This window comes from Streptomyces sp. NPDC003247, from assembly GCF_042888135.1.
In the GTDB taxonomy this organism is placed as follows: Bacteria; Actinomycetota; Actinomycetes; order Streptomycetales; family Streptomycetaceae; genus Streptomyces.
The window spans coordinates 268663-293824 of sequence record NZ_JBIAPF010000003.1; the positions used below are offsets into that span (position 1 = coordinate 268663).

Here is a 25162-nt window from a genome sequence, read left to right on the forward strand (position 1 = left end):
ACGGCATGACTCGATCACTGTCGGATGGCTTCTTCCGAACCAGCGCTCAACCTGGCCTGGGCAGGCTGACGATGGTTTGGCTAGTCGCCCACTAGTGACCGGCATTGACGGCCAGTCATTGCCCCCGCCTTACCGGCTGTCCTTCGTCGGCCATGGCACGAACTCAGGGCAGTCCTGAACGGTCCATGGTCGCAGCGAACTCGTCCGGTGAAGCCAGCCGGCAGTCGAACCAGGCGTTGCGGCAGCTGGCCGCAGGAGGCGTGGCGACTGGGTGGTGCCGGGGACCCGGGCCGAGGCCGCCCTGGCGTCGCGGCCGGGGATGATGCCCAAGGCGCCGGGATCGGCCGCCCCGGCGACGACCGAGGCGATCAGGCGGTGCGACGGCTGGTGCCGTCTCGTAGGCTGCGGGCCATGAGCGATATCCCCACTCCGACGCCCTCGGAAGCGTTCGAACTGCTGCTGGCCGGTAACCAGCGCTTCGTCACCAACGCCCCCGAGCACCCGAACCAGGACGCCACCCGCCGCGCCGAGATCGCCCCGGGCCAGCAGCCCTTTGCCGTGCTGTTCGGGTGTTCCGACTCCCGGCTGGCCGCAGAAATCATCTTCGACCGCGGCCTGGGCGACCTGTTCGTGGTGCGCACCGCCGGCCACGTGGTGGGGGCGGAAGTGCTGGGCAGCATCGAGTACGGCGTTGACGTGCTGGACTGCCCGCTGGTCGTGGTGCTCGGCCATGACTCGTGCGGGGCGGTCGGCGCGGCGTGCGCCGCGCTGGAGGACGGCATGGCCCCGGCCGGCTACATCCGGGATGTGGTCGAGCGGGTGACCCCCAGCGTGCTGGCGGCGCGAGCCGCCGGACGGGTGGAGCCACAGGAGGTCCTCGCCGAGCACGTAAGGCACACCGTCGACCTGCTGCTCGACCGCTCTCGCGTCCTCGCCGAGAAGGTGGCCGCCGGCCAGGCCGCCGTGGTGGGCCTGTGCTACCGGCTGGCCGACGGCAGCGCGCAGCTCGTCGCGGCCCGCGGCCTCGACACGCACGTCGCCACCGCTTCCTGACCACCCGGCCGCGGCTGCCCGGGAATGTGCCGCGGCCGGAAGGGACTCCACGGGCGCCGTCAGGATTGGTCGCGCCGACGGGAACACCGAGCGGCGTGGGTGCTGGTCACACCGTGGGCCGGGGCCCGGCGGCGCGGCGCAGCCGGTTGGCGATCGCCAGTCCCAGCCCCTCCTCCGTCGGCAAGGACGCGATGATGAGGTCGCACCCTCGCTGGTCGAGTTCGCGCAGGAACCCGTACAGCCCGCGCGCGTAGGCTGCCGTCGAGGCGGGAAGGGCCACCACGGCGTGCACCTTCACGGGGGCGTCGGTGAGGGAGGGCGGAAGGAAGACGCCGACCTGGTGGCCCAGCTCTTGGGCGAGCTCCGCTTCAGCGACGACCTTCTCCGGTTCGACGAGGACGACCCGCGCCCGGGGCGCGTAGTGCGACGGATGCTGGCCCGGCACCCGGACCTGGCTCGTCGAAGGGACCGTGATCGGGCACTTCAGCACCGCTTCGAGGTCCTCGCGGGTCACCCCGCCGGGCCGCAGGATGCTCGGGATGTCGCCCGTGGCGTCGACGATGGTCGACTCGACACCCACCTCGCAGGGGCCGCCGTCCAGCACGAAGTCGACGGCATCACCGAGCTCCGCCCGGACGTGGTTCGCGGTGGTGGGGCTGACCGAGCCGAAGCGGTTGGCGGACGGAGCGGTGACACCGCCACCGAAGGCCGACAGCAGCGCCAGGGCCACGGGGTGGTCGGGGACGCGCACGGCCACCGTCTCCAATCCGCCGGTCGCTTCGAGCGGCACCCGTCGGCCGCGCCGCAGGACCAGCGTCAGCGGTCCCGGCCAGAAGTGCTCGGCCAGCAGGCGCGCGGTGGCGGGCACCTCCTGGACCCAGTCGTCCAGGTGCTCCGCGCCGTCGATGTGGACGATCAGCGGATGGGACGGCGGCCGCCCTTTGACCTGGAAGATGCGCGCAACGGCGACGGGATCTTCGGCGTTGGCGCCCAGACCGTAGACGGTTTCGGTCGGGAGGGCTACCAGGCCGCCGGTGCGCAGCACCTCGACGGCCTTCTCGATATCGGGGGTTCTTGCCATCACTCGAGCAATCCTCCCACCGCGCCCTCCGCGTCGTGCCTATCACCGATCGCCGATCCGGATCGGCCGTCCTGGCGGCCATTCACCAGATGCAGGGGCACAGACGAAGCCGCCTGATCTGCGACGCCCTTGGCCGGTTACCGGGCCGGTGACGGCCAAGGGACGTCTGCCATGGCCCAGGCGCGACAGCAGGAAGCAAGCCGGGGACCTCGGAGCGCCGGTGCCCGTCCTCCGCCCAGCCCAACGTTGCCCGGACCGATCGGTCACCGGAGCGTCAACCGGCCGCGTCACCCTCTCCTCCTGGTCAGCGTCGTCAGCCCGGGCGGCCGGCCGTGTCTCCGAGGGCGTCGTCGGCCGGCATCACCGCCGCCATCACGCGCTTGCCGACCGGCTCGCGGTGCACCTCGAAGTGCGAGCAGAGGGCCATGACCAGCTCCAGCCCGTGCTGACCCACCCGGCCCGGATCCGGAGCATGCACCACCGAGAGGTGCGCCAGGAGGTCTCCACGGCCTGACACCGCGGCGGACTGTCCGCCCACCGACCCGGGTAGCCCTTATTGCGATTAGCATGCAACAGCTATTGATCAGCAATAAGGGTGTGAGGTCCATGACGGTCCGACGGATACGGACAGCCGCCGCTGCGGCGATACTCACGGGTGTCGCCGCCTGCTCGGCCCCCGGCAACGGCACGGGAGGCGGCGAGGCGGCCGACTCCGTCGTGATCGGCGTGGCCTCCGAGCCGGACACGCTCAGCCCGCTGCTCGGTTACGGCAAGGACGGCAACTCGAAGATTTTCGACGGTCTGCTGGCCCGGGACGCCGGCTTGAAGTTGAGACCGGCGCTGGCGAAAGCCCTGCCCGGTGTCACCGCCGACGGCCTCACCTACACCTACACCCTGCGCGACGGCGTGAAGTTCTCCGACGGCAAGCCGCTGACCTCCGCCGACGTCGTCTTCACGTACGACACGATCCTCGACGCGAAGACCAACAACACCAACCGCAGCGAACTGGACGCCATCAAGGACGTGCGGGCAGCGGGTGACGACAAGGTGGTCTTCACCCTCAAGTACCCGTACGCCCCCTTCGCCGGGCGTACGGTGCTGCCCATCGTCCCCGAACACGTCGCGGGCAAGCAGGACCCCAACACCGGCTCCTTCAACACCAAGCCGATCGGCACCGGCCCCTATCTGCTCGCCTCCTGGAGCAGGGGCGAGAAGCTCACCTTCAAGGCCAACCCCAACTACTGGGGCGGTGCACCGAAGGTGAAGAAAGTGACCATGGCGATCATCGAGGACGACGACGTGCGGGCCACCCGGCTGCGGTCCGGCGACCTCGACGGCGCGATCCTGCCGCCCAACCTCGCCGCCACCTTCAAGAACGACAAGTCGAAGAAGACGTACGACGCGAAGACGTACGACTTCCGCACGGTCACCCTTCCTCAGGAGAACCAGGTCACCGGCGACCGCGCCATCCGCCAGGCCCTGGACGCGGCCGTGGACCGGCAGGCCATGGTCGACAAGATCCTCGACGGCGCCGGGCGTCCGGCGTACGGGCCGCTGCCGGTCGACGACCCCTGGTTCGCCAAGGGCATCGAGCGCAAGCAGGACCTCACCAAGGCCAGGCGCATCCTGGATGAGGCGGGCTGGAAGAGCGGCGAGGGCGGCATCCGTGCCAAGGACGGACAGCGGGCCTCGTTCACCCTCCTCTACCCCTCCGGTGACAAGGTCCGCCAGGACCACGCCCTCGCCTACGCCTCCGACGCCAAGAAGGCCGGTATCGAGGTGAAGGTGGAGAGCGCCACCTGGGAGGTGATCGAGCCGCGGATGAAGACGGACGCGGTCCTGGCCGGCTTCGGCAGCAGCGGCGACCCGGACTACGGCCTCTACACGCTGCTGCACTCCTCCCTCGCCGGCGACGGATTCAACAACATGGCCCGCTACGACGACCCGGTCGTGGACAAGGCTCTCGACACTGGCCGCCACAGCTCGGACACGACGGCCCGCAAGGCCGCCTACGACAGCCTGCAGCGCGAACTGGTGAAGAACCCCGGCTACACCTTCCTCACCCACATCGACCACGTGTACGTCCTCGCCGACCGCTGGGAGGGCCTGACCACGCAGGTCGAGCCGCACGAGCACGGCTTCGCCTCCGGCCCGTGGTGGAACCTCGAAGCCTGGCAGCCGAAGAAGTGAGGCCCTCCCTTCCCTGGGGAGCGATGGCACGACTGGCGGGGCGGCGGCTGCTGTTTGCCGTCCCGATCCTGCTCGTCGTGACCTTCGGCGTCTTCGCGATCGCCGCCGCCTCCCCCTTCGACCCGGTCAAGGCATACGCCGGCACGGCCGCCCTCGGCGCCGACGCCGAAACGCTGGAGCGGCTGCGCGAGAACCTGGGCGTGGACCAGCCGTTCACCTCCCGCTGGTGGCACTGGCTGACCGCGGCCCTCACGGGCGACCTCGGCCAGTCCAGCGTGCTGAGACAGCCGGTGGCCGACGTCATCGGCGAACGCCTCGTGTGGTCCTCGCTGTTGTGCGCGGTCGCGTTCGTGGTGGCCGTGCTGGCGGGCACGGTGCTGGGTGTGCTGGCCGCCCGCCGTCCCGGATCCGCGCTCGACCGGATGATCACCTCGGTGGCTTACTCGCTGGAGGCGGCGCCGGTCTTCTGGCTGGCCCTCCTGGCCGTCTGGCTGTTCGCCCTCCAACTTGGAGTGCTCCCGGCCGGCGGTCTGACCGACACCGCGAGCGAGCAGGTCACAGCCCATCAGGTAGCCAGTCACCTCGTGCTGCCGGCCGGGGTGCTCGCCGTCTCCCAGCTGCCCTGGTTCACCCTGTACGTCCGTCAGGGCGTCGGCGACGCACTCGCCGAGGACCCTGTACGCGGCGCCCGCGCACGGGGGTTGAGCGAGCGAACGGTCCTGCTCGGCCATGCCCTGCGTTCCGGCCTGCTGCCGGTCCTCACCCTGGTCGGCTCCCGGGTGCCCGAACTCATCACCGGTGCCCTGCTGGTGGAGAGCGTCTTCAGCTGGCCGGGCATCGCGGCGGCCACCGTGGAGGCGGCCACCGCCGTCGACTTCCCGCTGCTCGCCGCGCTCACCACGCTCGCCACCGCCGCGGTGCTCGTCGGCAACCTCCTCGCCGACCTGCTGTACGGCCTGTTCGACCCGAGGGTGAAGTTCAGTGACATGTGAACCCACGGCCACGGCGGATCCCGCCTGGCGGTCCTACGGCACCAGTCGCCGCTCCACTCGGGCGGTGCGCGTACGCGTCTCCGTCGTCTTGGTGGCCGGAATCGTACTGGCCGTGCTCCTCGTCCCGCCTCTGGTCCACCTCGACCAGCAGGCCGTCGACCTGTCCTCGAAACTGCTGCCGCCGAGTTGGTCGCACCCCTTCGGTACCGACGATCTCGGCCGGGATCTGCTCCTGCGCTGTGTCTACGGCCTGCGGGTGTCCCTCCTGGTCGGGGTCGCGGCGGCGCTCACGGCGACGGTGATCGGCACGGCCGTCGGGGCGATCGCCGGGGCGCTGGGCGGCTGGGCCGACCGCGGTCTCATGCGGGTCGTCGACACGTTCTCCTCCGTACCGCACCTGCTGCTGGGCATCTTCATCGTGGCCATGTTCCGGCCCGGGGTGTGGCCGGTGGTCGTGTCGGTGGCGCTCACCCACTGGCTGTCCACCGCCCGGATCGTCCGCGCCGAGGTGCTGTCCCTGCGCGCCCGCCCCTACATCGACGCAGCCGTCTCCGGTGGCGCCTCCCGGTGGCGGGTGGCGGTACGGCATCTGCTGCCCGCCGTGCTGCCCCAGGCCGCGCTGGCCGCCGTCCTGATGGTGCCGCACGCCATGTGGCACGAGTCCGCGCTGTCCTTCCTCGGCCTCGGCCTGCCCACCCACATGGCCAGCCTGGGCAACCTCATCCAGGGCGCGCGGGGCTCGCTGCTCGCCGGGCAGTGGTGGCCGACCCTCTTCCCCGGCCTGTTCATCATCATCCCCACCCTCGCCATCGCCGGGCTCGCCGGAGCCTGGCGGGAACGGATCAACCCCCGCCGCCGATCGGAGCTGATGCTGTGACCGCCCGAACCCCGGTCCTCTCGGTACGAGGGCTGTCCGTGCGCTTCCTCATGCCGGGCGGACGGCGGATCGCCGCCGTCACCGACGCGCACTTCGACGTGGCGGCCGGCGAGTGTCTCGTCCTGATCGGCGAGAGCGGCTGCGGCAAGTCGGTCCTGGCCTCCGCCCTGCTCGGTCTGCTGCCCGCCAACGCCCAGGCCGCGGGCCAGGCCCGCCTCGGCGACCTGGACCTGCTCGCCGCCGACGAACGCACGCTGGCGCGGACGGTACGGGGCCGCCTGATCGGCCTCATCCCGCAGAGCCCCGCCGCGCACCTCACGCCCGTGCGCACCGTCCGCTCCCAACTGGAAGAAACCGTGGCCGCGTTGACCGACGCGCGAGGACGGGCAGCCGTACGATCCGCGGCCGAGGCAGCCGCAGAACGTGCCGCCTTTCCTGCCGGCCACCTCGACCGCCATCCGCACGAACTCTCCGGCGGCCTGGCCCAGCGCGCCGCCACCGCCCTCGCCCTCGTCGGCGACGCACCCCTGCTCCTGGCCGACGAACCCACCACCGGCCTCGACCGCGACCTGGTCGACCACACCGTGGACGAACTGCGCCGCCACGCCGACACCGGCCATCGGGGCCTGCTCGTGATCACCCACGACCTGGCCGCCGCCGAGCGCATCGCCGATCGCGTGGCCGTGATGTACGCGGGCCGGATCGTCGAACTCACCGAAGCAAAAGCCTTCTTCGGCATCCCGGGTCCCCGCCACCCCTACAGCCGCGGTCTCCTCCAGGCCCTCCCCCACCGCGCCTTCACCCCGATCCCCGGCATGCCGCCCGAACTCGGCAATCTTCCCGACGGCTGCGCCTTCGCCCCACGCTGCGAGCAGGCCACCCACGCCTGCACCACACTGCCCCAGCAGGCCGACGGCATCGCCTGCCACCACCCGCACGTACCGGAGGACCTCCGTGCTTGAACTGCACGACATCACCGCCGGATACGGCAGAGAAGCCCCCGTCGTCCGCAACGCCACCCTGGCCCTCGCCCCCGGCGAGAGCGTCGGCCTGCTGGGGCCCAGCGGCTGCGGCAAGTCCACCCTCGCCCGGGTCGCGGCTCTGCTCCACCGCCCCGAGGCCGGCACCGTAACCCTCGACGGTGAACCCGTACGCGGCTGGCGCTACCGTGCCCCACGCACCCAGCGCACCGCCATCGGCGTGGTCTTCCAGCAGCCCCGTCTCTCCGCCGACCCCCGGCTGCGGCTCACCGACCTGATCGCCGAGCCCCTGCGCGCCACCGGCCGCCGCGACGAAATACCAGAGCGCCTGGCCGATTTGGCTCCGGCCGTCGGCCTCACACCCGACCTTATGGACCGCCGCCCCCACGAGGTCAGCGACGGCCAACTCCAACGCGCCTGCCTCGCCCGCGCTCTCGTCCTGCGTCCGCGCTGGCTGATCTGCGACGAGATGACCGCGATGCTGGATGCCTCCACCGCCGCCGCGCTGGTGGCAGCAGTCGAGGAGTACCGCACCGCCACCGGCGCCGGACTGCTGGCCGTCGGCCACGACCAGGTGCTCCTGGACCGCTGGTGCGATCGCACCGTCCACTGGAAGAAACTGACCGCCGCAGAGGTCCAGGAGTAAACGGATGCAGTCCACGACCATCAAGCGCGCCGTCGCGCAGGACGCAGACCGCCTCACCAGCCTGATCCAGAACTCCGGCGCCTACCGGGGACCGTACGCATCGATCATCTCCGGCTACCGGGTCACCCCCGACTACATCGCCAGACACCGGGTTTTCATGGCCGTCGACACGGCCGAACGCCTCCAGGGCTTCTACGCCCTGCTGGAACAGCCCCCGGAGCTGGAGCTGGCGTTCGTGGCCGACGACGTTCAGGGCAGAGGCGTCCGCCGGCTCCTCATCGAGCACATGATCCGCAAGGCCCGGGCCGCCGGCCTGACCGAGGTGCGGGTGGTCCCCTGGGAACGGCCCGAGCTGCGGTTCACCACCGCCTGAGCCCGCACCACAGCCCCCCACGGCCTCAGCAACAGGAAGGCTCCCGCAGGCATCGGGCCTGCGGGAGCCTTCCCTTGTACCGCCCGCCGTGAAGGGTGAGAAGACGATCACGAGCAGGACGTCTGTGCGACGCGGCTACGGCGTCACGGCTTGAGCAGCAGGCTGTCGCCGCGCTCCTTGGCGGCGGCGTAACGCCGGGCAACGTCCTGCCAGTTGACGACGGCCCACATCGCGTCGATGAAGTCGACCTTCTGGTTCTTGTACTGGAGGTAGAAGGCGTGCTCCCAGGCGTCGAAGACCAGGATCGGGGTGGAGCCCTGGCCGACGTTGCCCTGGTGGTCGTAGACCTGCTCGACGATCAGGCGGCCGCTGAGCGGCTCGTAGGCGAGGACGCCCCAGCCGGAGCCCTGCGTGGTGGCGGCGGCCTTGGTCAGCTGGGCCTTGAAGCCGGCGAAGGAGCCGAAGGACTCGGTGATCGCGTCAGCCAGGTCACCCACACCGTCCTGGGCCAGCGGCTCGCCGCCGCCGTCCTTCGGGCCGGTCATGTTCTGCCAGTAGATGCTGTGCAGGATGTGGCCGGAGAGGTGGAAGGCCAGGTTCTTCTCCAGGCCGTTGATCGAGCCCCACGACTCCTTGTCCCGCGCCTCGGCCAGCTGCTCCAGGGTGTCGTTCGCACCCTTCACGTACGCCGCGTGGTGCTTGTCGTGGTGCAGCTCGATGATCTCCGGGCTGATGACCGGGGCGAGCGCCGAGTAGTCGTACGGAAGTTCCGGGAGCGTGTAAAGCGCCATGTCCAACGTCCTCCGACGTTATTGCGAGTCGTATGCAAGTGCACGCTAGCAGTAAGAACGGTACCTTGCGATCATGCGTTGGACCTAGGACCCCCTCCCCCATGTCGCGCCGCCGACCGGGGGCGGCAGCCGGTGATCCGGACTTCTCGACGGCGGCAAGGAAGGCAGACACGTGACCATGACCCCGCCGTCGGCACAGCACGGCGCGGCGACACCGGACCACTCGGCACTGCTGCGACGCCACGGCCTGCGCTGCACCGCGAGCAGGCTGTGCACCTTGAGGCTGCTGTCCGCGTCCGGGCAGCATGTGTCCACCGCCGAAGTCTGCGCTCAACTGCAGGAGATGGGTCTGCCGTTCGATCAGGCGACCGTCTATCGGACCCTGGAGATCTTCACGGAGGTGGGCCTGGCGCACGCCGTGCTCGGCCCGGGCCCCAAGCGCTACGGCGTCAGTTCCGTCCCGCACCATCACGTCGTGTGTGAGGAGTGTGGCCGCGTACAGGATGTTGCGATCGCTCAGATGAGTGAAGCCGTGGAACGGATCACCGAACTGACCGGACTGCATGCCGGTGCAGGAGGCTCGCTGCTGCTGTACGGCCGGTGTTCGCGATGCAGCGCGTAAGCGTGTTTCCGTCACGGGTACGGGACGCCGCCGTCGGAACGGACGCTGTCAAGGCATGACGACGTCCCGCACCCGGCCGATGGCGGGGTACCGCTTCAGCACCCCAGCCGGCCGACCTTCATCGAATCTAGCCCTTATTGCGAGTCGTTCGCAATAAGGGGCGGGCTCATGCGTCGCCCTCCAGGTTGCCCTCCGTCTCCAGGTACACCTGCCGGAGTTCGTCCAGGACCGCCGGGTCGGGTTTCGCCCACATCCCCCGCGACTCCGCCTCCAGCAGCCGCTCCGCGATGCCGTGCAGGGCCCAGGGATTCGCCTGTTGGAGGAATTCCCGGTTGACCGGGTCCAGGACGTACGTCTCGGTGAGCTTGTCGTACATCCAGTCGGCGACGACGCCGGTCGTGGCGTCATAGCCGAACAAGTAGTCGACCGTCGCGGCGAGTTCGAAGGCGCCCTTGTAGCCGTGGCGGCGCATGGCGTCGATCCACTTCGGGTTGACGACGCGGGCGCGGAAGACGCGGGAAGTCTCCTCCACCAGCGTGCGGGTGCGGACCGTCTCGGGGCGGGTGGAGTCCCCGATGTACGCCTCGGGGGCCGCGCCGCGCAGGGCCCGGACGGTGGCCACCATGCCGCCGTGGTACTGGAAGTAGTCGTCGGAGTCGGCGATGTCGTGCTCGCGGGTGTCGGTGTTCTTGGCCGCGACTGCGATCCGCTTGTAGGCCGTCTCCATCTCCTTGCGGGCCGGGCGGCCGTCGAGTTCGCGGCCGTAGGCGTAGCCGCCCCAGACGGTGTAGACCTCGGCGAGGTCGGCGTCGGTGCGCCAGTCGCGGGAGTCGATGAGCTGCAGCAGGCCGGCACCGTACGTTCCGGGGCGGGAGCCGAAGATGCGGGTGGTGGCGCGGCGTTCGTCACCGTGGGCCGCCAGATCGGCCTGTACGTGGGTGCGGACGTGGTTGGTCTCGCCCGGTTCATCCAGGGCGGCGGCCAGGCGCACGGCGTCGTCCAGGAGGCCGATGGTGTGCGGGAAGGCGTCGCGGAAGAAGCCCGAGATGCGCAGGGTGACGTCGATACGAGGGCGGCCCAGCTCCTCGTACGGGATGGGCTCCAAGCCGGTCACACGGCGAGAGGCGTCGTCCCAGACGGGGCGGATGCCGAGCAGGGCGAGGGCTTCGGCCACGTCGTCGCCCGCGGTGCGCATGGCGCTGGTGCCCCACAGGGACAGGCCGACGGAGGTGGGCCAGTCGCCGTTGTCCGCGCGGTAGCGCTGCAGGAGGGACTCGGCGAGGGCCTGGCCGGTCTCCCAGGCGAGGCGGGAGGGGACGGCCTTGGGGTCGACGGAGTAGAAGTTGCGCCCCGTCGGCAGGACGTTTACCAGGCCGCGCAACGGTGAGCCGGACGGACCCGCCGGGACGAAGCCGCCGGCCAGCGCGTGGACGGTGTGGTCGAGTTCGGCGGTGGTCGCCGCCAGGCGCGGGACGACTTCGCGGGCTGCGAAGTCCAGTACGGCGCGGACCTGTTCGCCGTGCTCGGTGGGTACGGCGGCTGGGTCCCAGTCCGCGTCCTCCATTGCCTGGACCAGGGCGCGGGCCTGCTCTTCGGCGGCGTCTGCGCTCGTGCGGGTCGCGGCGGACTCGTCCAGGCCGAGGGCTTCGCGCAGGCCGGGAAGGGCCTTGGCGCCGCCCCAGATCTGGCGGGCGCGGAGAATGGCGAGGATGAGGTTGACGCGGTCGGCGCCGGTGGGCGGGGTACCGAGGACGTGGAGGCCGTCGCGGATCTGGGCGTCCTTGACCTCGCAGAGCCAGCCGTCGACGTGGAGGAGGAAGTCGTCGAAGCCGTCGTCGTCGGGGCGGTCGTCCAAGCCGAGGTCGTGGTCCAGCTTCGCCGCCTGGATGAGGGTCCAGATCTGGGCTCGGATGGCGGGCAGCTTGGCCGGGTCCATCGAGGAGATCTGCGCGTACTCGTCGAGGAGTTGCTCCAGGCGCGCGATGTCGCCGTAGGAGTCGGCCCGGGCCATCGGCGGGACGAGGTGGTCGACGAGGGTGGCGTGGACGCGGCGCTTGGCCTGGGTGCCCTCGCCGGGGTCGTTGACCAGGAAGGGATAGATCAGGGGCAGGTCTCCGAGGGCTGCGTCCGGTGCGCAGGCGGCGGACAGGCCGGCGTTCTTGCCGGGCAGCCACTCCAGGTTTCCGTGCTTGCCGAGGTGGATCATCGCGTCGGCGCCGAAGCCACCCTCCGTCTGCGGAGCGGCGATCCAGCGGTAGGCGGCCAGGTAGTGGTGGGACGGCGGGAGGTCCGGGTCGTGGTAGATGGCGATGGGGTTCTCGCCGAAGCCGCGCGGGGGCTGGATGAGGATGAGCAGGTTGCCGAAGCGCAGTGCCGCGAGGACGATGTCGCCCTCCTTGTTGCGGCTGTGGTCGACGAACATCTCGCCGGGCGCCGGGCCCCAGTACTCCTCCACCGCCGTCCGCAGCTCTTCGGGGAGCGTGGCGAACCAGCGCCGGTAGTCGGCGGCCGGGATCCTGATCGGGTTGCGGGCCAGCTGCTCCTCGGTGAGCCAGTCCTGGTCGTGGCCGCCCGCCTCGATCAGCGCGCGGATGAGTTCGTCGCCGTCACCGGAAGCCAGGCCGGGAATGTCCGGGTCGGAGCCGAAGTCGTAACCCTCCTCGCGAAGGCGCCTGAGCAGGGCGACGGCGCTGGCGGGAGTGTCCAGGCCGACGGCGTTGCCGATCCGGGAGTGCTTGGTCGGGTACGCCGACAGGACGAGGGCCAGCCGCTTCCGGGCCGGCGGAATGTGGCGCAGGCGCGCGTGGCGTACGGCGGTTCCGGCGACCCGGGCCGCACGTTCGGGATCGGCGACGTAGGCCGGCAGGCCGTCGGCGTCGATCTCCTTGAAGGAGAACGGCACGGTGATCAGGCGGCCGTCGAACTCGGGGACCGCGATCTGGCTGGCCGCGTCCAGCGGGGAGACGCCCTCGTCGTTCTCCTCCCAGGTGGTGCGGGACCCGGTCAGGCACAGGGCCTGGAGGATGGGGACGTCGAGCGAGGTGAGCGCGCCCGCGTCCCAGGACTCGTCGTCGCCGCCGGCCGATGCCTCGGCCGGCTTGGTGCCTCCCGCAGCCAGGACCGTCGTGACGAGGGCGTCGGCGGCCCCAAGTTCGGCGATCAGCTCCGGCTCGGGGGCGCGCAGGGAGGCGACGTACAGCGGGAGCGGTCGGCCGCCCGCGTCCTCGATGGCGTCGCAGAGTGCATGGATGAAGGCGGTGTTGCCGCTCATGTGGTGGGCGCGGTAGTAGAGCACGGCGATGGTCGGGCCCTCGGCCGTCCGGTCTGGGCGCTCCAGTGGGCCCCAGGTCGGAGCGGGTGCCGGCGCGTCGAAGCCGTGGCCGGTGAGAAGGACGGTGTCCGACAGGAACCGAGCGAGCTGTTCGAGGTTGGCGGGGCCGCCATGGGCGAGATAGGCATGGGCTTCCGCGGCGATGCCGACCGGGACGGTGGAGGCGGCCATCAGCTGGGCGTCGGGGGCTTGTTCACCGGTCAGGACGATCAGCGGGCGGCCGTCGGCGAGCAGCAGGTCGATGCCGTCCTGCCATGCGCGGATACCGCCGAGGAGGCGTACGACGACCAGGTCCGCGCCGTCGAGGAGGGCCGGGAGGTCGTCCAGGAGAAGGCGGGCGGGGTTGGCGAAGCGGTAGCCGACCGGGCCGTCGGCCGCGCGGGCGCTGAGCAGGTCCGTGTCGGACGTCGACAGGAGCAGGATCTCGTGGGCGGGTGGGACTCGCTCCCCGGACGGAGTGGGCATGCGTCGCCTGGCCTTCCTCGGGGTCCGCGCCCCGGGCGGTGTCGGAATGGGTCTCCCCCTCGGACCAAGCCGAGGACGGGGGAAGGGAGTTCCTGGCTCACCCGGCCTGGGGAGGCCGAGATCACAGTGGCGGGACCGCGCCGGATTCGCACCGGCTTCCTCTCCTGTCGCCGTGATGGCGGTTCGTGGACCGGGTGATCCACTGGGAAGCATAGTAAGGGTCACTGGAACAGCGCGGGGCATACATCGCCCATGATCGTAGGTATGCTCACCGCCATGCCCACGGCAGCCCTTCCTCCAACGCCCCAGGCCACCACGGCCTCACGGGAGCGCGGTGACGCCTGCCCCGGAGCGCTGCGCCTGCACACGGCGGACGACGGGGCCCTTGCCCGTGTCCGGCTTCCCGGTGGAGTCCTGACGCTCGGGCAGGCGGCGGCACTCGGCCGCGTCGCCCGGCGGCTGGGCGACGGCGACCTGCACCTGACGTCGCGTGGCAACGTGCAGCTGCGCGGCCTGGCAGCCGGGTGTGGCGGGGAGTTGGCGGAGGCGTTGGACGCGGCCGGTCTGCTTCCCTCACGGGAGCACGAGCGGGTGCGCAACATCGTCGCCTCGCCCCTGTCCGGCCTGGACGGCGAAGGCGTGCGGGACGTGCGGCCCTGGCTGACGGCCCTGGACGCCGCGTTGTGCGGAAGCGATGCCGCCCGGCGTCTGTCGGGTCGGTTCCTGTTCGCTCTGGACGACGGACGCGGTGACGTGGCCGGCCTCGGCGCCGACGTCACGGTGCGCGCGATAGGGGACGGCGCGGCGTGGCTCACCCCCGGGTCGGTCCGCGTGGCCGTCGATGACGCGCCGCTCGCAGCACTGGTGGCGGCCGAGACCTTCCTTCAGGCCGCGCGGTCGCACACGGCACGCACCTGGAGGGTCTCAGAACTCCCCCTGCCGGAAGGCGAGCTGGACCGCCTGATACGTGATCGGCTGACGGCCGCGGGCATCGCGCACGATGAAGGTCCCGAGCCGGTCGGTTCGGCCGACGGGCCGCCCCCGGGAGTCGTGGGCGAAGCCCTGTCCGCGCACGTTCCCTTGGGGCGGCTCTCGGCCCTCCAGTGGGAGGCATTGACGATGGTCGCGGACATTGAGCTGCGGCTGACCCCCTGGCGTGGCGTCGTCGTCCCCACCGTGGGCGCCACCGCTGCACGAGTCTCCGAGTCGCTCGAGCGTCTCCGTGCAGCCGGCCTGGTCACCGACCCCGCGTCCCCCTGGCTCCGCGTCGGCGCCTGCATCGGCCGTCCCAGATGCGCCAAGGCACACGCCGACGTCCGGGCTGACGCGGCGCGCACACTCGAAGCGACGGGCCGCCCCGCCCTCCCCCTGTACTACTCCGGGTGTGCACGGCGCTGCGGACACCCGAGTGGTGAGCACGTCGACGTGCTCGCGACCCCGGATGGCGGTTACCGCCTGTCGGTCGCCCCGGCGGGCAGGGAGACGCGAACCGCCTTCGCAGCAGACCCTTCCCGGATAGGCGCCGCCCTGGCGGCGATCACCTCATGACCCGCACGACGACCGAGAGCAGTGAGAAGAGCACCGTGACCACCCACGTCTACGAGAAGGACGGTGCGGCGATCTACCGCCAGTCCTTCGCCACCATCCGGGCCGAGGCGGATCTCGCGGGTCTGCCCGCCGATGTCAGCCAGGTCGCGGTACGCATGATCCACGCCTGCGGGATGGTCGACCTGGTCGAGGATCTGGCCTACGCGCCAGCGGTGGTGGACCGGGCCCGCGAGGCCCTGCGTGCCGGGGCCCCGATCCTCTGCGACGTGCAGATGGTGGCCAGCGGCGTGACCCGCAAACGGCTGCCCGCCGGGAACGACGTGCTGTGCACCCTGTCCGACCCGGCCGTCCCGGAGCTGGCCGCGCAGCTGGGCACCACGCGCAGCGCCGCGGCGCTGGAGCTGTGGCGGGACCGGCTGGAGGGCGCGGTCGTCGCCGTCGGCAACGCCCCCACCGCCCTCTTCCGCCTCCTGGAGATGATCAAGGAGGGCGCGCCCCGGCCCGCCGCCGTCATCGGCGTCCCGGTCGGCTTCGTCGGCGCGGCCGAGTCCAAGGACGCCCTGGCCGCGCATCCTTCCGGGCTGGAGTACCTGGTGGTCCGCGGCCGGCGCGGTGGCAGCGCCATCGCGGCCGCCGCACTCAACGCGATCGCGAGCGAGGAAGAGTGAGCGGCAAGCTGTACGGGGTCGGCCTGGGCCCCGGTGATCCCTCCCTGATGACCGTACGGGCCGTCGAGGTCATCGCAGGGGCGGACGTGGTCGCGTACCACAGCGCCCGGCACGGGCGGTCCATCGCCCGGTCGATCGCGGCCAAGCACATCCGCGAAGACCACATCGAGGAAGCACTGGTCTACCCGGTCACGACGGAGACCACCGATCACCCCGGCGGCTACAAGGGCGCCATGGAAGAGTTCTACGCCGAGGCATCGGCCAGACTCGCAGCCCACCTCGACGCCGGGCGCACCGTGGCCGTACTCGCCGAGGGCGATCCGCTCTTCTACGGCTCCTACATGCACATGCACAAGCGGCTCGTCGACCGCTACGACACCGAGGTCATCCCCGGCGTCACCTCCGTGTCGGCCGCCGCGGCCCGCCTGGGCGCACCGCTCGCCGAGGGCGAGGAGGTGCTGACGATCCTGCCGGGCACCCTGCCCGAGGAGGAGCTGACCGCCCGCCTGGCCACGACGGACGCCGCGGTGGTGATGAAGCTCGGCCGCACCTTCCCCAAGGTGCGCCGCGCGCTGCAGACTTCGGGACGCCTGGCCGAGGCCCGTTATGTGGAACGGGCCACCATGAGCAAGGAGCGCGTCTCCGAACTGGCCGACGTGGACGCCGAGTCGGTGCCGTACTTCTCGGTGGCCGTGCTGCCCAGTCAGGTGGACGCCGAGCGGCCTGTACGTGAGCGGGGCGAGGTGGTGGTGGTCGGGACGGGGCCGGCCGGTCCGCTGTGGCTGACACCCGAGACGCGGGGCGCGCTGGCCGCCGCCGACGATCTGGTCGGCTACGCCACCTACCTGGACCGGGTGCCCGAGCGGGCGGGCCAGGCCCGGCACGGCTCGGACAACCGCGTCGAGGCCGAGCGCGCCGAGTTCGCGCTGCAACTGGCGCGGAAGGGCCGGCGGGTGGCCGTGGTCTCCGGTGGCGACCCGGGGGTGTTCGCGATGGCCACCGCCGTGCTGGAGGTGGCGTCGCAGCCCGAGTACCTGGATGTGCCGGTGCGCGTACTGCCGGGCGTGACCGCCGCCAACGCTGCCGCGGCACGGGCCGGCGCCCCGCTCGGACACGACTACGCCGCCCTCTCCCTCTCCGACCGGCTCAAGCCGTGGGAGGTCATTGCGGAGCGACTGCGGGCAGCGGCCTCGGCGGACCTGGTGCTCGCCCTGTACAACCCGGGCTCGCGCAGCCGGACCTGGCAGGTGGGCAAGGCGCAGGAGCTGCTGCTGGAGTACCGGGCGCCCGGCACTCCGGTGGTGGTAGCCCGGGACGTCGGCGGCCCGGGTGAGCGGGTGCGGATCGTGCGGCTGGGTGAGCTGGATCCCGCCGAGATCGACATGCGCACCATCCTGCTGGTCGGTTCCTCGCAGACCCAGGTGGTGCGGCGCGGAGACGGCGAGGAGATCGTCTGGACGCCGCGCCGGTATCCGGAGGCGTGAGGTGAGCGGTGCCGCGCCGTGCGGGCGGCACAGCCTCCTGCTCTACTCGCCGTGCTCCTGAGCCGTGGCCGGCTGGGCCAGCCCCGCCGTCCACTTCTCCTCTATGCGGCCGACCTTCCACACCACCAGGGCGACGGCCCAGGTGGCGAAGAACAGGCCGACGATGACGTAGCCGATGATGTTGAGGTCGAGTCCGGAGATCCAGTCCCAGAACGCGCCGTGCAGGTCCGCCTTCTCGGCTACCAGACCGAGAAGTTCGACGGTGCCGATGATCAGGGCGACGGCGACGGACAGGCCGGTGATGGTGAGGTTGTAGTAGACCTTGCGGACCGGCTTGGAGAACGCCCAGCCGTAGGCGAAGTTCATGAACGAGCCGTCGATGGTGTCCAGCAGGGACATGCCGGCCGCGAACAGGATCGGCAGGCACAGGATGGCGTACCAGGGCAGGCCGGAGGCGGCGCCCGAGCCGGCGAGGACGAGGAGCGCGATCTCGGTGGCGGTGTCGAAGCCGAGACCGAAAAGCAGGCCCAGGGGGTACATCTGCCAGGGCTTGGTGATCGACTTCATCAGGCGGCCAAGGAGGCGGTTCATGAAGCCGCGGTTGTTGAGCTGCTCCTCCAGGGCCGCCTCGTCGAAGTGGCCGGTGCGCATCTGCCGGAACACCTTCCAGATGCCCACCATGATCACCAGATTGATGATCGCGATGACGTAGAGGAAGGTGCCCGAGACGGTCGTACCGATCCAGCCGGTGATGCTGTGCAGCGTGGAGTTGTCGTTCTCGACCGGGCCTGCCAGCGCTTTGACTCCGAGAGACAGCAGGAAAGCGAGCGCGAAGACGATCGACGAGTGCCCCAGGGAGAACCAGAAGCCGACCGACATCGGGCGCTGGCCCTCGTTCATCAGCTTGCGGGTCGTGTTGTCGATGGCGGCGATGTGGTCGGCGTCGAAGGCGTGCCGCATGCCCAGGGTGTACGCGGTGACTCCGATGCCTATGCCGAAGGTCTTCGTGCCGAGGCTGTAGTGCTCCGGGGCGACGATCGCCACGAGCGTGAACCAGCCGATGACATGCAGCACCAGGATGAACGCGGCCATTCCGCCGACGCTCACCCATTCCTTGCGGGTCATTGACGTGCGGATGCGGTGCCACGAGATGCCGCGGCCGGTGGCCGGAGCGGCCGGCCTGGCGGAAGCGGAATCAGGAGCGGTGGTCATGGAGCGTGACCCTTACTTCTCGGCGAGCGGCTGTTTTCAGCCGCGCCTTCCAGGTTTCTGCGACTTGGTTGCAGCTACAAGACAGCCGCAGTAAAGACGGCGCCAGGTTTCAGTCAATGGCCGGAAAAACTCCCTGCTCAAGGTGCTCGCGGACCCACTGGGCCGCCTTCTCGGGATCCGGGAAGACGGTCACTCCCTTGGGAACGGGTGGTCTGCGGACCACGAAGACAGGCAACCTCGCCTCGCGGGCAGCCGTCAGTTTCGGCGCCGTGGCCGCCCCGCCGCTGTCCTTCGTGACCACGACGTCGATGCGGTGGCGCCGCAGCAGCTCTCGCTCCCCGTCAAGGGTGAAGGGGCCACGGTCGAGCAGTACCTCCATGCGGGCCGGATGGGGTGGCTCGGGGGCGTCGACGGATCGTACGAGAAACCACAGGTCGTCAAGGTCCGCGAAGGCGGCCAGGCCCATGCGCCCGGTGGTGAGGAAGATACGACGGCCGAGTGCGGGCAGCGCCCGTGCCGCTTCCTCCAGTGAACCCACTTCGTACCACCGGTCGCCCTCGACGGGGACCCAGCCGGGCCGGCGCAGGGCGAGCAGGGGAACATGGGTTGCGGCAGCGGCCTGTGCCGCGTTGAAGCTGATCTTCCCGGCGAAGGGATGGGTGGCGTCGACGATCACGTCGACCGTCTGCTCGCTCAGCCACGCCGCCAGCCCTTCGGCCCCGCCGAAGCCTCCGACGCGGGTCTCGCCCGGGGGCAGCCTGGGATTGGCGACGCGTCCGGCAAGGGAGTTGGTCAACTTCAGCCCCGGAGTGCCGTGGAGGAGTTCGGCAAGGCGGCGGGCTTCCGTGGTTCCGCCGAGGATCAGTACGTGCATGAGGGTGTGGGTCCGTTCATGAGTGGCAGTGAGGGTCGAGACTTGGTGCAGGCGGGCGGGGCGCATGGTTCCGGTCCGGTGAAGGGCGGTCGCCGCGCCCAGCTGGAGCACACGGGGCTGAGGCACGGCTGGACCACGGGGGCCTGTGCGACGGCGGCCACGACGGCCGCGTACACCGCCCTGCTGACCGGTGAGTTTCCCGACCCGGTGACGATCACGCTGCCCAGGGGGCAGACACCGTCCTTCGCGCTGGCCGCGGAGGAGCTGACCGAAGGTTCCGCCATGGCGGGGATCGTGAAGGACGCGGGAGACGATCCCGACGTCACGCACGGCGCACTGGTCCGGGCGACGGTCCGACGGCTGCCCACAGGCAGCGGCGTCGTCTTCAAGGCCGGACCCGGCGTGGGGACGATCACCAGGCCCGGCCTTCCACTGCCCGTCGGTGAGGCGGCGGTCAATCCCGTGCCCCGTCGCATGATGAGCGAGCACGTCGCCGAAGTGGCCGCCCGGCACGGCGGCAGCGGAGATGTGGAGATCAGCGTCTCCGTCGACCACGGCGAGGAGATAGCCCGCTCCACCTGGAACCCACGGCTCGGCATCCTGGGCGGCCTGTCCATCCTCGGCACCACGGGCATCGTCGTGCCGTACTCCTGCTCGGCCTGGATCGACTCCATCCGGCGGGGCGTGGACGTGGCCCGCGCGGCCGGACGGACCCATGTCGCCGGGTGCACTGGGTCGACGTCCGAGAAGACGGTCGTTGCGGAGTACGGCCTGCCCGAGGACGCCCTGCTCGACATGGGGGACTTCGCGGGCGCGGTGCTGAAGTACATCCGCCGGCACCCGGTGGACCGCCTCACGATCTGCGGTGGCTTCGCCAAGCTGTCCAAGCTCGCGGCAGGGCACCTGGACCTGCACTCCGGCCGCTCGCAGGTCGACAAGGGCTTCCTGGCCGAACTGGCCGGGCGGGGCGGCGCGGACGAGACGCTGGCTGCCGTCGTGGCCGACGCGAACACAGGGCTCGCCGCGCTCCAGCTGTGCCAGGCCGCCGGGGTACCGCTCGGCGACCTGGTGGCGAGGGCGGCCCGCGATGAGGCGCTGGCCGTGCTGCGCGGCGCGCCCGTCGCGGTGGACGTCATCTGCATCGACCGTGCGGGGACGGTCGTGGGCCGCAGTACGGTGGCCTGATTCACCCGCGCCGAGGCACCGGGCCCGCCGGTCACTCGTCGGCCGGCCCCACCCTGATGCGGTTCCCGTCGGGGTCGCGGAGTTCCAGCTCGCGCCCCCTCGGCGCCTCCTCGATACGGACCCCGAACTCGGCGGCCACGGCGTCCATATCGGCGACCCTCAGGTACACCAAGGTGTCCGGCCGCGCGTCGCCTTCGTGCTCCGAGAGGAAGACGCGTATCCGGCCTCGGGCGACCTCGGTGGGAGCGGGGAGTCCCGGCTCGAAGCGGTGCTCCCACTGCTGAGTGAAGCCCAGACGTGCGTATCACCTGACAGTTTCGGCGGCGTCCCTCCCCCACAGGACGGGGGTCACCTCCTCAGCAGCCATGACGCTCCCGCTCCGGCGAGTACAGGTGGCTGTCACGGAACTGTTCCGCTCCGAGCGTCCGCCCCACCATGATGACCGCGGTACGCAGGACACCAGCCTCCTTCACCTTCTGGGCGATCTCCTCCAGGATGCCCCGGATGACGAGCTCGTCGGGGCGGGAGGCGTAGGCCACGACCGCGGCAGGGCAGTCGGCGCCGTAGTGCGGGAGGAGTTCCTCCACCACGCGGTCCACGTACTTGGCGGCCAGGTGCAGCACGATCAGCGCGCCGCTGCGGCCCAGAGTGGCCAGGTCCTCGCCTTCCGGCATGGCGGTGGCGCGGTTGGCGAGACGGGTGAGGATGACGGTCTGGCCGACGGTGGGCACGGTCAGCTCCCGCTTGAGGGAGGCGGCCGCGGCGGCGAAGGCGGGGACGCCGGGGACGACCTCGTAGGGGATCCCGGCCGCGTCGAGCCGTCGCATCTGCTCGGCGACCGCGCTGAACACGGACGGGTCGCCCGAGTGCAGCCGGGCCACGTCGTGCCCCTCCTGGTGGGCGCGGAGCAACTCGGCGGTGATCTCGTCCAGGTCGAGCTGGGCGGTGTCCACCAGGCGTGCGTCCGGCGGGCACTCGGCCAGCAGTTCGCGCGGGACGAGGCTGCCCGCGTACAGGCAGACCTGGCAGGCGGCGAGCGTCCGGGCGCCGCGCACTGTGATCAGGTCGGCGGCGCCGGGGCCGGCGCCGATGAAGTACACGGTCATCTGTCTGCTCCTGGAGGAGGGTTGGGGGTCTTCTGCACGGACCACTGGGTGACCGGCATGGCCTGCCGCCAGCCGGTGAAGCCGCCCACGGGCACGGCATGCGCCACCGCGAGCCGCACCAACTCACCACCGTGGCGGCGGTGAGCGTCGGCGAGCAGCGCCTCGGACTCCAGCGTGACCGTGTTGGCGACGAGCCGCCCGCCGGGCGGCAGGGCCGCCCAGCAGGCGTCGAGGAGACCGCGGGCGGTAAGTCCCCCGCCCACGAACACGGCGTGAGGCGCGGGGAGTTCGGGCAGCGCGCCCGGAGCGGCACCGGTGACCACCCGAAGTCCCGGCACGCCGAGCCGCTCTGCGTTACGGAGGATGCGTTCGGCACGTACCGGGTCGCGTTCGACGGTGACGGCCCGGCACGACGGGTGGGTGCGCATCCACTCGATGGCGATCGAGCCCGACCCGCCACCGACGTCCCACAGGAGTTCGCCGGGAGCGGGGGCGAGCGCGCCGAGCGTGGCGGCCCGGATGTGTCTCTTGGTGAGCTGCCCGTCGTGCTCGTACGCCTCGTCGGGCAGGCCCGGCACCGCACCGAGTCGCAGGGCGTCCGGTGCCCGGCGGCATTCGACGGCCACGATGTTGAGGGGATCGCCGGACCGCTGGGTCCGCGCCCAGTCGTCGGCAGTGGTCTCGGCGGTCACACGCTCCCGGTCGCCACCGAGTTGTTCCAGGACCCGCATCCGGCTGGGCCCGAAGCCACGGTCGCTCAGGAGCTCGGCGACCTCCCCGGGAGTGGTCGCGTCGGCGCTGAGGACGAGGAGTCGCCGGCCGTCGTGCAGGGCGGCGGCGAGGCGGGCGGTGGGGCGACCCACCAGGGTGACGACCTCGACGTCCTCCAGCGGCCAGCCCAGCCGGGCGGAGGCATAGGACACGGACGACGGGTGAGGAAGGACGCGCAGTGCGTCGACCTCTTCGGCGAGCGTGCGTCCGATGCCGTAGAACATCGGGTCACCGCTGGCCAGGACGGCGATACGGCGGCCTGCGTGAGCGGCGAGCAGGCGGGAGACGGCGGGGCGCAGGGGTGAGGGCCAGGCGACGCGCTCGCCGGCGCACTCGGTGGGCAGCAGGTCCAGCTGGCGCGGACCCCCGATGAGAACATCGGCACGGCGCAGTTCCGCTCGGGAGGGTTCGGCCAGACCCGACCAGCCGTCGGCTCCTGTCCCGACGACCGTGACGACGGAGGGCGGGCCTTGTCGGGCGGGGATCACTGCTGGCTACCTCGAAGTTCAGGGGTGCGACAGGGGCGCACTCTACTAAGCGATCACCCGTGCAACCGAGTCCGGGTTCACATCCGGTCGGATCTTATTGCACACTGTTCGCAATAACGTAGATGTCGCAGGAAGGGGAGGGCATGGGCTCTCCGATCGTGCTCGGGATCGAGTCGTCGTGTGACGAGACCGGGGCGGGGCTCGTCCGGGACGGGCGCCTGCTCGGGCACGCCGTGGCGTCGAGCATGGACGAGCACGCCCGCTTCGGCGGAGTGGTGCCCGAGATCGCCTCCCGCGCCCACCTGCACGCCCTGCGCCCGGTGGTGCGTCAGGCACTGGACCAGGCGGGGCTGCGGCTCTCCGACATCGGGGCGGTCGCCGTGACCACGGGCCCGGGGCTGTCCGGCGCCCTTCAAGTGGGCCTCGCGGGGGCGAAGGGCATCGCCTACGCACTCGGCGTCCCGCTCCACGGCGTGCACCACCTGGCCGGTCATGTCGCCGCCGACACACTGGAGCACGGGCCGCTGCCCGACCCGTGCATGGTGCTGATCGTCTCCGGGGGCCACACCTCGCTGCTCCTCGTGCGCGACCTGGCCCACGACCCGATCGCCCACCTAGGCGACACCCTCGACGACGCCGCCGGAGAGTGCTTCGACAAGGTCGCGCGGGTCTTCGGTCTGCCGTACCCCGGCGGTCCGGCCATCGACCGGGCCGCCCGCGAGGGCGACCCTGGCGCCGTCCCCTTCCCTCGCCCGCTCCCGGGGCCGTACGACTTCTCCTTCTCCGGGCTGAAGACGGCGGCGGCCCGCTGGGCCGAGTCCCACGCCGGCCGCGAGCTGCCCGTCCACGACGGGGCCGCGTCGCTGCAGGAGGCGGTCGCCGACGTCCTGACCCGCAAGGCCGTCGCCGCCTGTGGGGCGCACGGGGTCGGCACGCTGGTCGTAGTCGGCGGGGTCGCCGCGAACTCCAGGGTGCGGTCACTGGCCGAGGAGCGCTGCCGGGCGGCCGGCATCACGCTGCGGGTGCCGCCGCTCAGCCTGTGCACGGACAGCGGCGCGATGATCGCCGCCGTCGGCGACCTCCTCGTACGGGCCGGGGCCGAGCCGGCCCCGCTGGACGTGTCGATCGACCCGTCGGCACCGCTGGAGTACGCGGCCCTGCATCCAGTCGCGGCCGGAGCGGTGGCGGCGTGACGGACATCCGTGTCGTCCCTTACGACGCCCTCCTGCCACACAGCGCGGCCCTGCGCTCCGTCTACGCCGACGCGTTCTGCGCGCCGCCCTGGATCGAGGACGAGGAAAGGGCGGACGCCTTCGTCGCACGGCTCGGCTCGGACGTACGGCGTCCGGGGTTCACCGCAGCGCTCGCCTTCGACGGGCCGGACGTCGTGGGTTTCGCGACCGCCTGGGCCACTCCCACCCCCTTCCCGGTCGACCGTTGCCATCCGCAAGCGGCCGCCGGTCTGGGCCCGAGTCGCACCGAGGAGTGGCTGTGCGGTGCCCGTGAGATCGATGAACTCGCCGTCCGTTCCACCGTCCGTGGCACCGGAATCGCGGCCGGCCTCCTGCGAGCGGTGACCGAGGACGCGCCGGACGGCCGCGCCTGGCTGCTCACCTCCCTCAAGTCGACACGGGCCATGGCCTTCTACCGTCGCCAGGGCTGGACCCAGGCCACCCACCCCTCCCCCGACGGCCACGGCATCGCGGTCTTCCTCGGCCCGCACCATCCCGCCCGAGCCCTGGCCGACCAGCCCCTGTAGTCCCCGGAGCCCGCCGTGCCGAGTGCCCTGGTGTCTTGGCGATCGGAACAGACTCCGACGGCAAGGCGAGCCTGGTGGCCGCCATCACCGCTGGCGCGGCACTACACACCGCGCGACTGGTCAAGCGGCTCCTGAACGGCAAGGGCGGCGGATCGGCGCAACTGGCCCGAAGCGGCGGCCCGTACGCGGCACGTCCAAGAGTCCGGAACGGCAACTCTCGCCTACCACTGCGGTCTTGCGGCTCGCCTCCGTTCGAGCGAATGCGCAGCCGAATGCGACAACCCCCACAGCCGTAAGGGGAGTAGTAACTGCATGACTGTTACCGTTCAGGTCGACACCACCCGCTCTGTGGCCACCCTCATCAACGTGTTCACGGTCTCCCCCGACCGCCAGGAGGAGCTGATCGAGCTGCTCGCCCGCGCGACGGAGGAGACCATGAAGCACCAACCCGGCTTCGTCTGCGCCAACTTCCACGCCTCCCTCGACGGCGAGCGGGTGGTCAACTACGCCCAGTGGGAGAGCGAGGGACACTACAGGGCGATGCTCGACAACCCCGAGGCCCGCGTCCACATGGACCAGGCCGCCAAGATCGCGTCGGACGTGCAACCGCGGCTCTTCTCGGTAGTGTCGGTCCATCCGGGATAGCAGCCCGTTCCTACGGCCTTA

Annotated in this window: 23 protein-coding genes, 1 pseudogene and 1 riboswitch; of the genes and pseudogenes, 15 read left to right on the forward strand and 9 right to left on the reverse strand. The window is 71.2% G+C overall.

The window, feature by feature from the left end:
* Positions 1-411 precede the first annotated feature (411 nt).
* Entirely contained in the window at positions 412-1053 is a 642-nt protein-coding gene (locus ACFYWQ_RS10640; protein WP_389302125.1) for a carbonic anhydrase, read from the forward strand.
* 106 nt (positions 1054-1159) lie between these two features.
* Here the strand turns inward: ACFYWQ_RS10640 and ACFYWQ_RS10645 are convergent, their stop codons facing one another.
* Both ACFYWQ_RS10645 and ACFYWQ_RS10650 read right to left on the reverse strand, forming a co-directional pair.
* The gene (locus tag ACFYWQ_RS10645) at positions 1160-2134 is read right to left on the reverse strand and encodes an L-threonylcarbamoyladenylate synthase (RefSeq protein WP_389514827.1); all 975 of its coding nucleotides are present in this window, start codon (positions 2132-2134) and stop codon (positions 1160-1162) included.
* A 313-nt stretch (positions 2135-2447) separates the two neighbouring features.
* Positions 2448-2651: a hypothetical protein gene (locus tag ACFYWQ_RS10650; protein WP_389514829.1), complete on the reverse strand. Its 204-nt coding sequence runs from the start codon at positions 2649-2651 to the stop codon at positions 2448-2450.
* An 89-nt stretch (positions 2652-2740) separates the two neighbouring features.
* Between ACFYWQ_RS10650 and ACFYWQ_RS10655 the strand changes: the two genes are divergently transcribed.
* The 6 genes from ACFYWQ_RS10655 to ACFYWQ_RS10680 are packed head-to-tail and all read left to right on the forward strand — an operon-like array spanning position 2741 to position 8192.
* A complete protein-coding gene (locus tag ACFYWQ_RS10655) occupies positions 2741-4324 on the forward strand; it encodes an ABC transporter substrate-binding protein (RefSeq protein ID WP_389514831.1) in 1584 nt (527 codons plus the stop codon).
* A gap of 23 nt (positions 4325-4347) precedes the next feature.
* Complete coding sequence (locus ACFYWQ_RS10660; RefSeq protein WP_389514833.1) at positions 4348-5316, forward strand: ABC transporter permease; 969 nt, start codon at positions 4348-4350, stop codon at positions 5314-5316.
* The gene (locus ACFYWQ_RS10665; protein WP_389514835.1) at positions 5306-6193 is read left to right on the forward strand and encodes an ABC transporter permease; all 888 of its coding nucleotides are present in this window, start codon (positions 5306-5308) and stop codon (positions 6191-6193) included. The genes ACFYWQ_RS10660 and ACFYWQ_RS10665 overlap by 11 nt, the downstream gene beginning before the upstream one ends.
* A complete protein-coding gene (locus ACFYWQ_RS10670; protein WP_389514837.1) occupies positions 6190-7155 on the forward strand; it encodes an ABC transporter ATP-binding protein in 966 nt (321 codons plus the stop codon). Before ACFYWQ_RS10665 ends, ACFYWQ_RS10670 begins: the two co-directional genes overlap by 4 nt.
* Positions 7148-7819 carry an ABC transporter ATP-binding protein gene (locus ACFYWQ_RS10675; protein ID WP_389514839.1) on the forward strand — a complete coding sequence of 224 codons (672 nt, stop codon included), beginning with the start codon at positions 7148-7150 and terminating at the stop codon, positions 7817-7819. The genes ACFYWQ_RS10670 and ACFYWQ_RS10675 overlap by 8 nt, the downstream gene beginning before the upstream one ends.
* A gap of 4 nt (positions 7820-7823) precedes the next feature.
* Positions 7824-8192, forward strand: coding sequence for a GNAT family N-acetyltransferase (locus tag ACFYWQ_RS10680; protein WP_389514841.1), 369 nt, complete (start codon positions 7824-7826; stop codon positions 8190-8192).
* A 143-nt stretch (positions 8193-8335) separates the two neighbouring features.
* On the opposite strand, the gene ACFYWQ_RS10685 is transcribed toward ACFYWQ_RS10680, so the two are convergent.
* Positions 8336-8983, reverse strand: coding sequence for a superoxide dismutase (locus tag ACFYWQ_RS10685; RefSeq protein ID WP_385326438.1), 648 nt, complete (start codon positions 8981-8983; stop codon positions 8336-8338).
* A 178-nt stretch (positions 8984-9161) separates the two neighbouring features.
* Between ACFYWQ_RS10685 and ACFYWQ_RS10690 the strand changes: the two genes are divergently transcribed.
* On the forward strand, positions 9162-9605 hold the full coding sequence (locus ACFYWQ_RS10690; RefSeq protein ID WP_385326527.1) for a Fur family transcriptional regulator: 444 nt from the start codon (positions 9162-9164) through the stop codon (positions 9603-9605).
* Between the two features lie 166 nt (positions 9606-9771).
* Here the strand turns inward: ACFYWQ_RS10690 and cobN are convergent, their stop codons facing one another.
* A complete protein-coding gene (gene cobN / locus ACFYWQ_RS10695) occupies positions 9772-13401 on the reverse strand; it encodes a cobaltochelatase subunit CobN (RefSeq protein WP_389514842.1) in 3630 nt (1209 codons plus the stop codon).
* An 86-nt stretch (positions 13402-13487) separates the two neighbouring features.
* Positions 13488-13564: riboswitch (cobalamin riboswitch) on the reverse strand.
* An 89-nt stretch (positions 13565-13653) separates the two neighbouring features.
* Between cobN and ACFYWQ_RS10700 the strand changes: the two genes are divergently transcribed.
* The 3 genes from ACFYWQ_RS10700 to ACFYWQ_RS10710 are packed head-to-tail and all read left to right on the forward strand — an operon-like array spanning position 13654 to position 17101.
* Entirely contained in the window at positions 13654-14949 is a 1296-nt protein-coding gene (locus ACFYWQ_RS10700) for a cobalamin biosynthesis protein CobG (RefSeq protein ID WP_389514845.1), read from the forward strand.
* The gene (locus tag ACFYWQ_RS10705) at positions 14946-15617 is read left to right on the forward strand and encodes a precorrin-8X methylmutase (protein ID WP_389514847.1); all 672 of its coding nucleotides are present in this window, start codon (positions 14946-14948) and stop codon (positions 15615-15617) included. Before ACFYWQ_RS10700 ends, ACFYWQ_RS10705 begins: the two co-directional genes overlap by 4 nt.
* Positions 15614-17101 carry a precorrin-2 C(20)-methyltransferase gene (locus tag ACFYWQ_RS10710; protein ID WP_389514849.1) on the forward strand — a complete coding sequence of 496 codons (1488 nt, stop codon included), beginning with the start codon at positions 15614-15616 and terminating at the stop codon, positions 17099-17101. Before ACFYWQ_RS10705 ends, ACFYWQ_RS10710 begins: the two co-directional genes overlap by 4 nt.
* Positions 17102-17143: 42 nt before the next feature.
* Here ACFYWQ_RS10710 and ACFYWQ_RS10715 read toward each other — a convergent pair whose 3' ends face one another.
* Both ACFYWQ_RS10715 and ACFYWQ_RS10720 read right to left on the reverse strand, forming a co-directional pair.
* Positions 17144-18313 carry a HoxN/HupN/NixA family nickel/cobalt transporter gene (locus tag ACFYWQ_RS10715; RefSeq protein WP_389514851.1) on the reverse strand — a complete coding sequence of 390 codons (1170 nt, stop codon included), beginning with the start codon at positions 18311-18313 and terminating at the stop codon, positions 17144-17146.
* A 109-nt stretch (positions 18314-18422) separates the two neighbouring features.
* Entirely contained in the window at positions 18423-19187 is a 765-nt protein-coding gene (locus ACFYWQ_RS10720; RefSeq protein WP_389514853.1) for a cobalt-precorrin-6A reductase, read from the reverse strand.
* Positions 19188-19205: 18 nt separating this feature from the next.
* On the opposite strand from ACFYWQ_RS10720, the gene ACFYWQ_RS10725 reads away from it, so the two are divergent.
* Positions 19206-20372 (forward strand): cobalt-precorrin-5B (C(1))-methyltransferase, encoded by a 1167-nt coding sequence (locus ACFYWQ_RS10725; protein WP_389514856.1) that lies wholly within the window; start codon positions 19206-19208, stop codon positions 20370-20372.
* A 31-nt stretch (positions 20373-20403) separates the two neighbouring features.
* Here the strand turns inward: ACFYWQ_RS10725 and ACFYWQ_RS10730 are convergent.
* The 3 genes and pseudogenes from ACFYWQ_RS10730 to cbiE form a co-directional block, all read right to left on the reverse strand.
* Positions 20404-20739, reverse strand: a pseudogene (locus tag ACFYWQ_RS10730) (glyoxalase superfamily protein).
* A complete protein-coding gene (gene cobM / locus ACFYWQ_RS10735) occupies positions 20729-21478 on the reverse strand; it encodes a precorrin-4 C(11)-methyltransferase (protein ID WP_389514858.1) in 750 nt (249 codons plus the stop codon). Before cobM ends, ACFYWQ_RS10730 begins: the two are co-directional and overlap by 11 nt.
* On the reverse strand, positions 21475-22737 hold the full coding sequence (cbiE, locus tag ACFYWQ_RS10740) for a precorrin-6y C5,15-methyltransferase (decarboxylating) subunit CbiE (RefSeq protein WP_389514860.1): 1263 nt from the start codon (positions 22735-22737) through the stop codon (positions 21475-21477). The genes cobM and cbiE overlap by 4 nt, the downstream gene beginning before the upstream one ends.
* 143 nt (positions 22738-22880) lie before the next feature.
* On the opposite strand from cbiE, the gene tsaD reads away from it, so the two are divergent.
* The 3 genes from tsaD (at position 22881) to ACFYWQ_RS10755 (ending at position 25141) form a co-directional block, all read left to right on the forward strand.
* On the forward strand, positions 22881-23930 hold the full coding sequence (tsaD, locus tag ACFYWQ_RS10745) for a tRNA (adenosine(37)-N6)-threonylcarbamoyltransferase complex transferase subunit TsaD (RefSeq protein ID WP_389514862.1): 1050 nt from the start codon (positions 22881-22883) through the stop codon (positions 23928-23930).
* Positions 23927-24496 carry a GNAT family N-acetyltransferase gene (locus ACFYWQ_RS10750; RefSeq protein WP_389514864.1) on the forward strand — a complete coding sequence of 190 codons (570 nt, stop codon included), beginning with the start codon at positions 23927-23929 and terminating at the stop codon, positions 24494-24496. The genes tsaD and ACFYWQ_RS10750 overlap by 4 nt, the downstream gene beginning before the upstream one ends.
* A 312-nt stretch (positions 24497-24808) precedes the next feature.
* On the forward strand, positions 24809-25141 hold the full coding sequence (locus tag ACFYWQ_RS10755; protein WP_389514866.1) for an antibiotic biosynthesis monooxygenase family protein: 333 nt from the start codon (positions 24809-24811) through the stop codon (positions 25139-25141).
* Positions 25142-25162 lie beyond the last annotated feature (21 nt).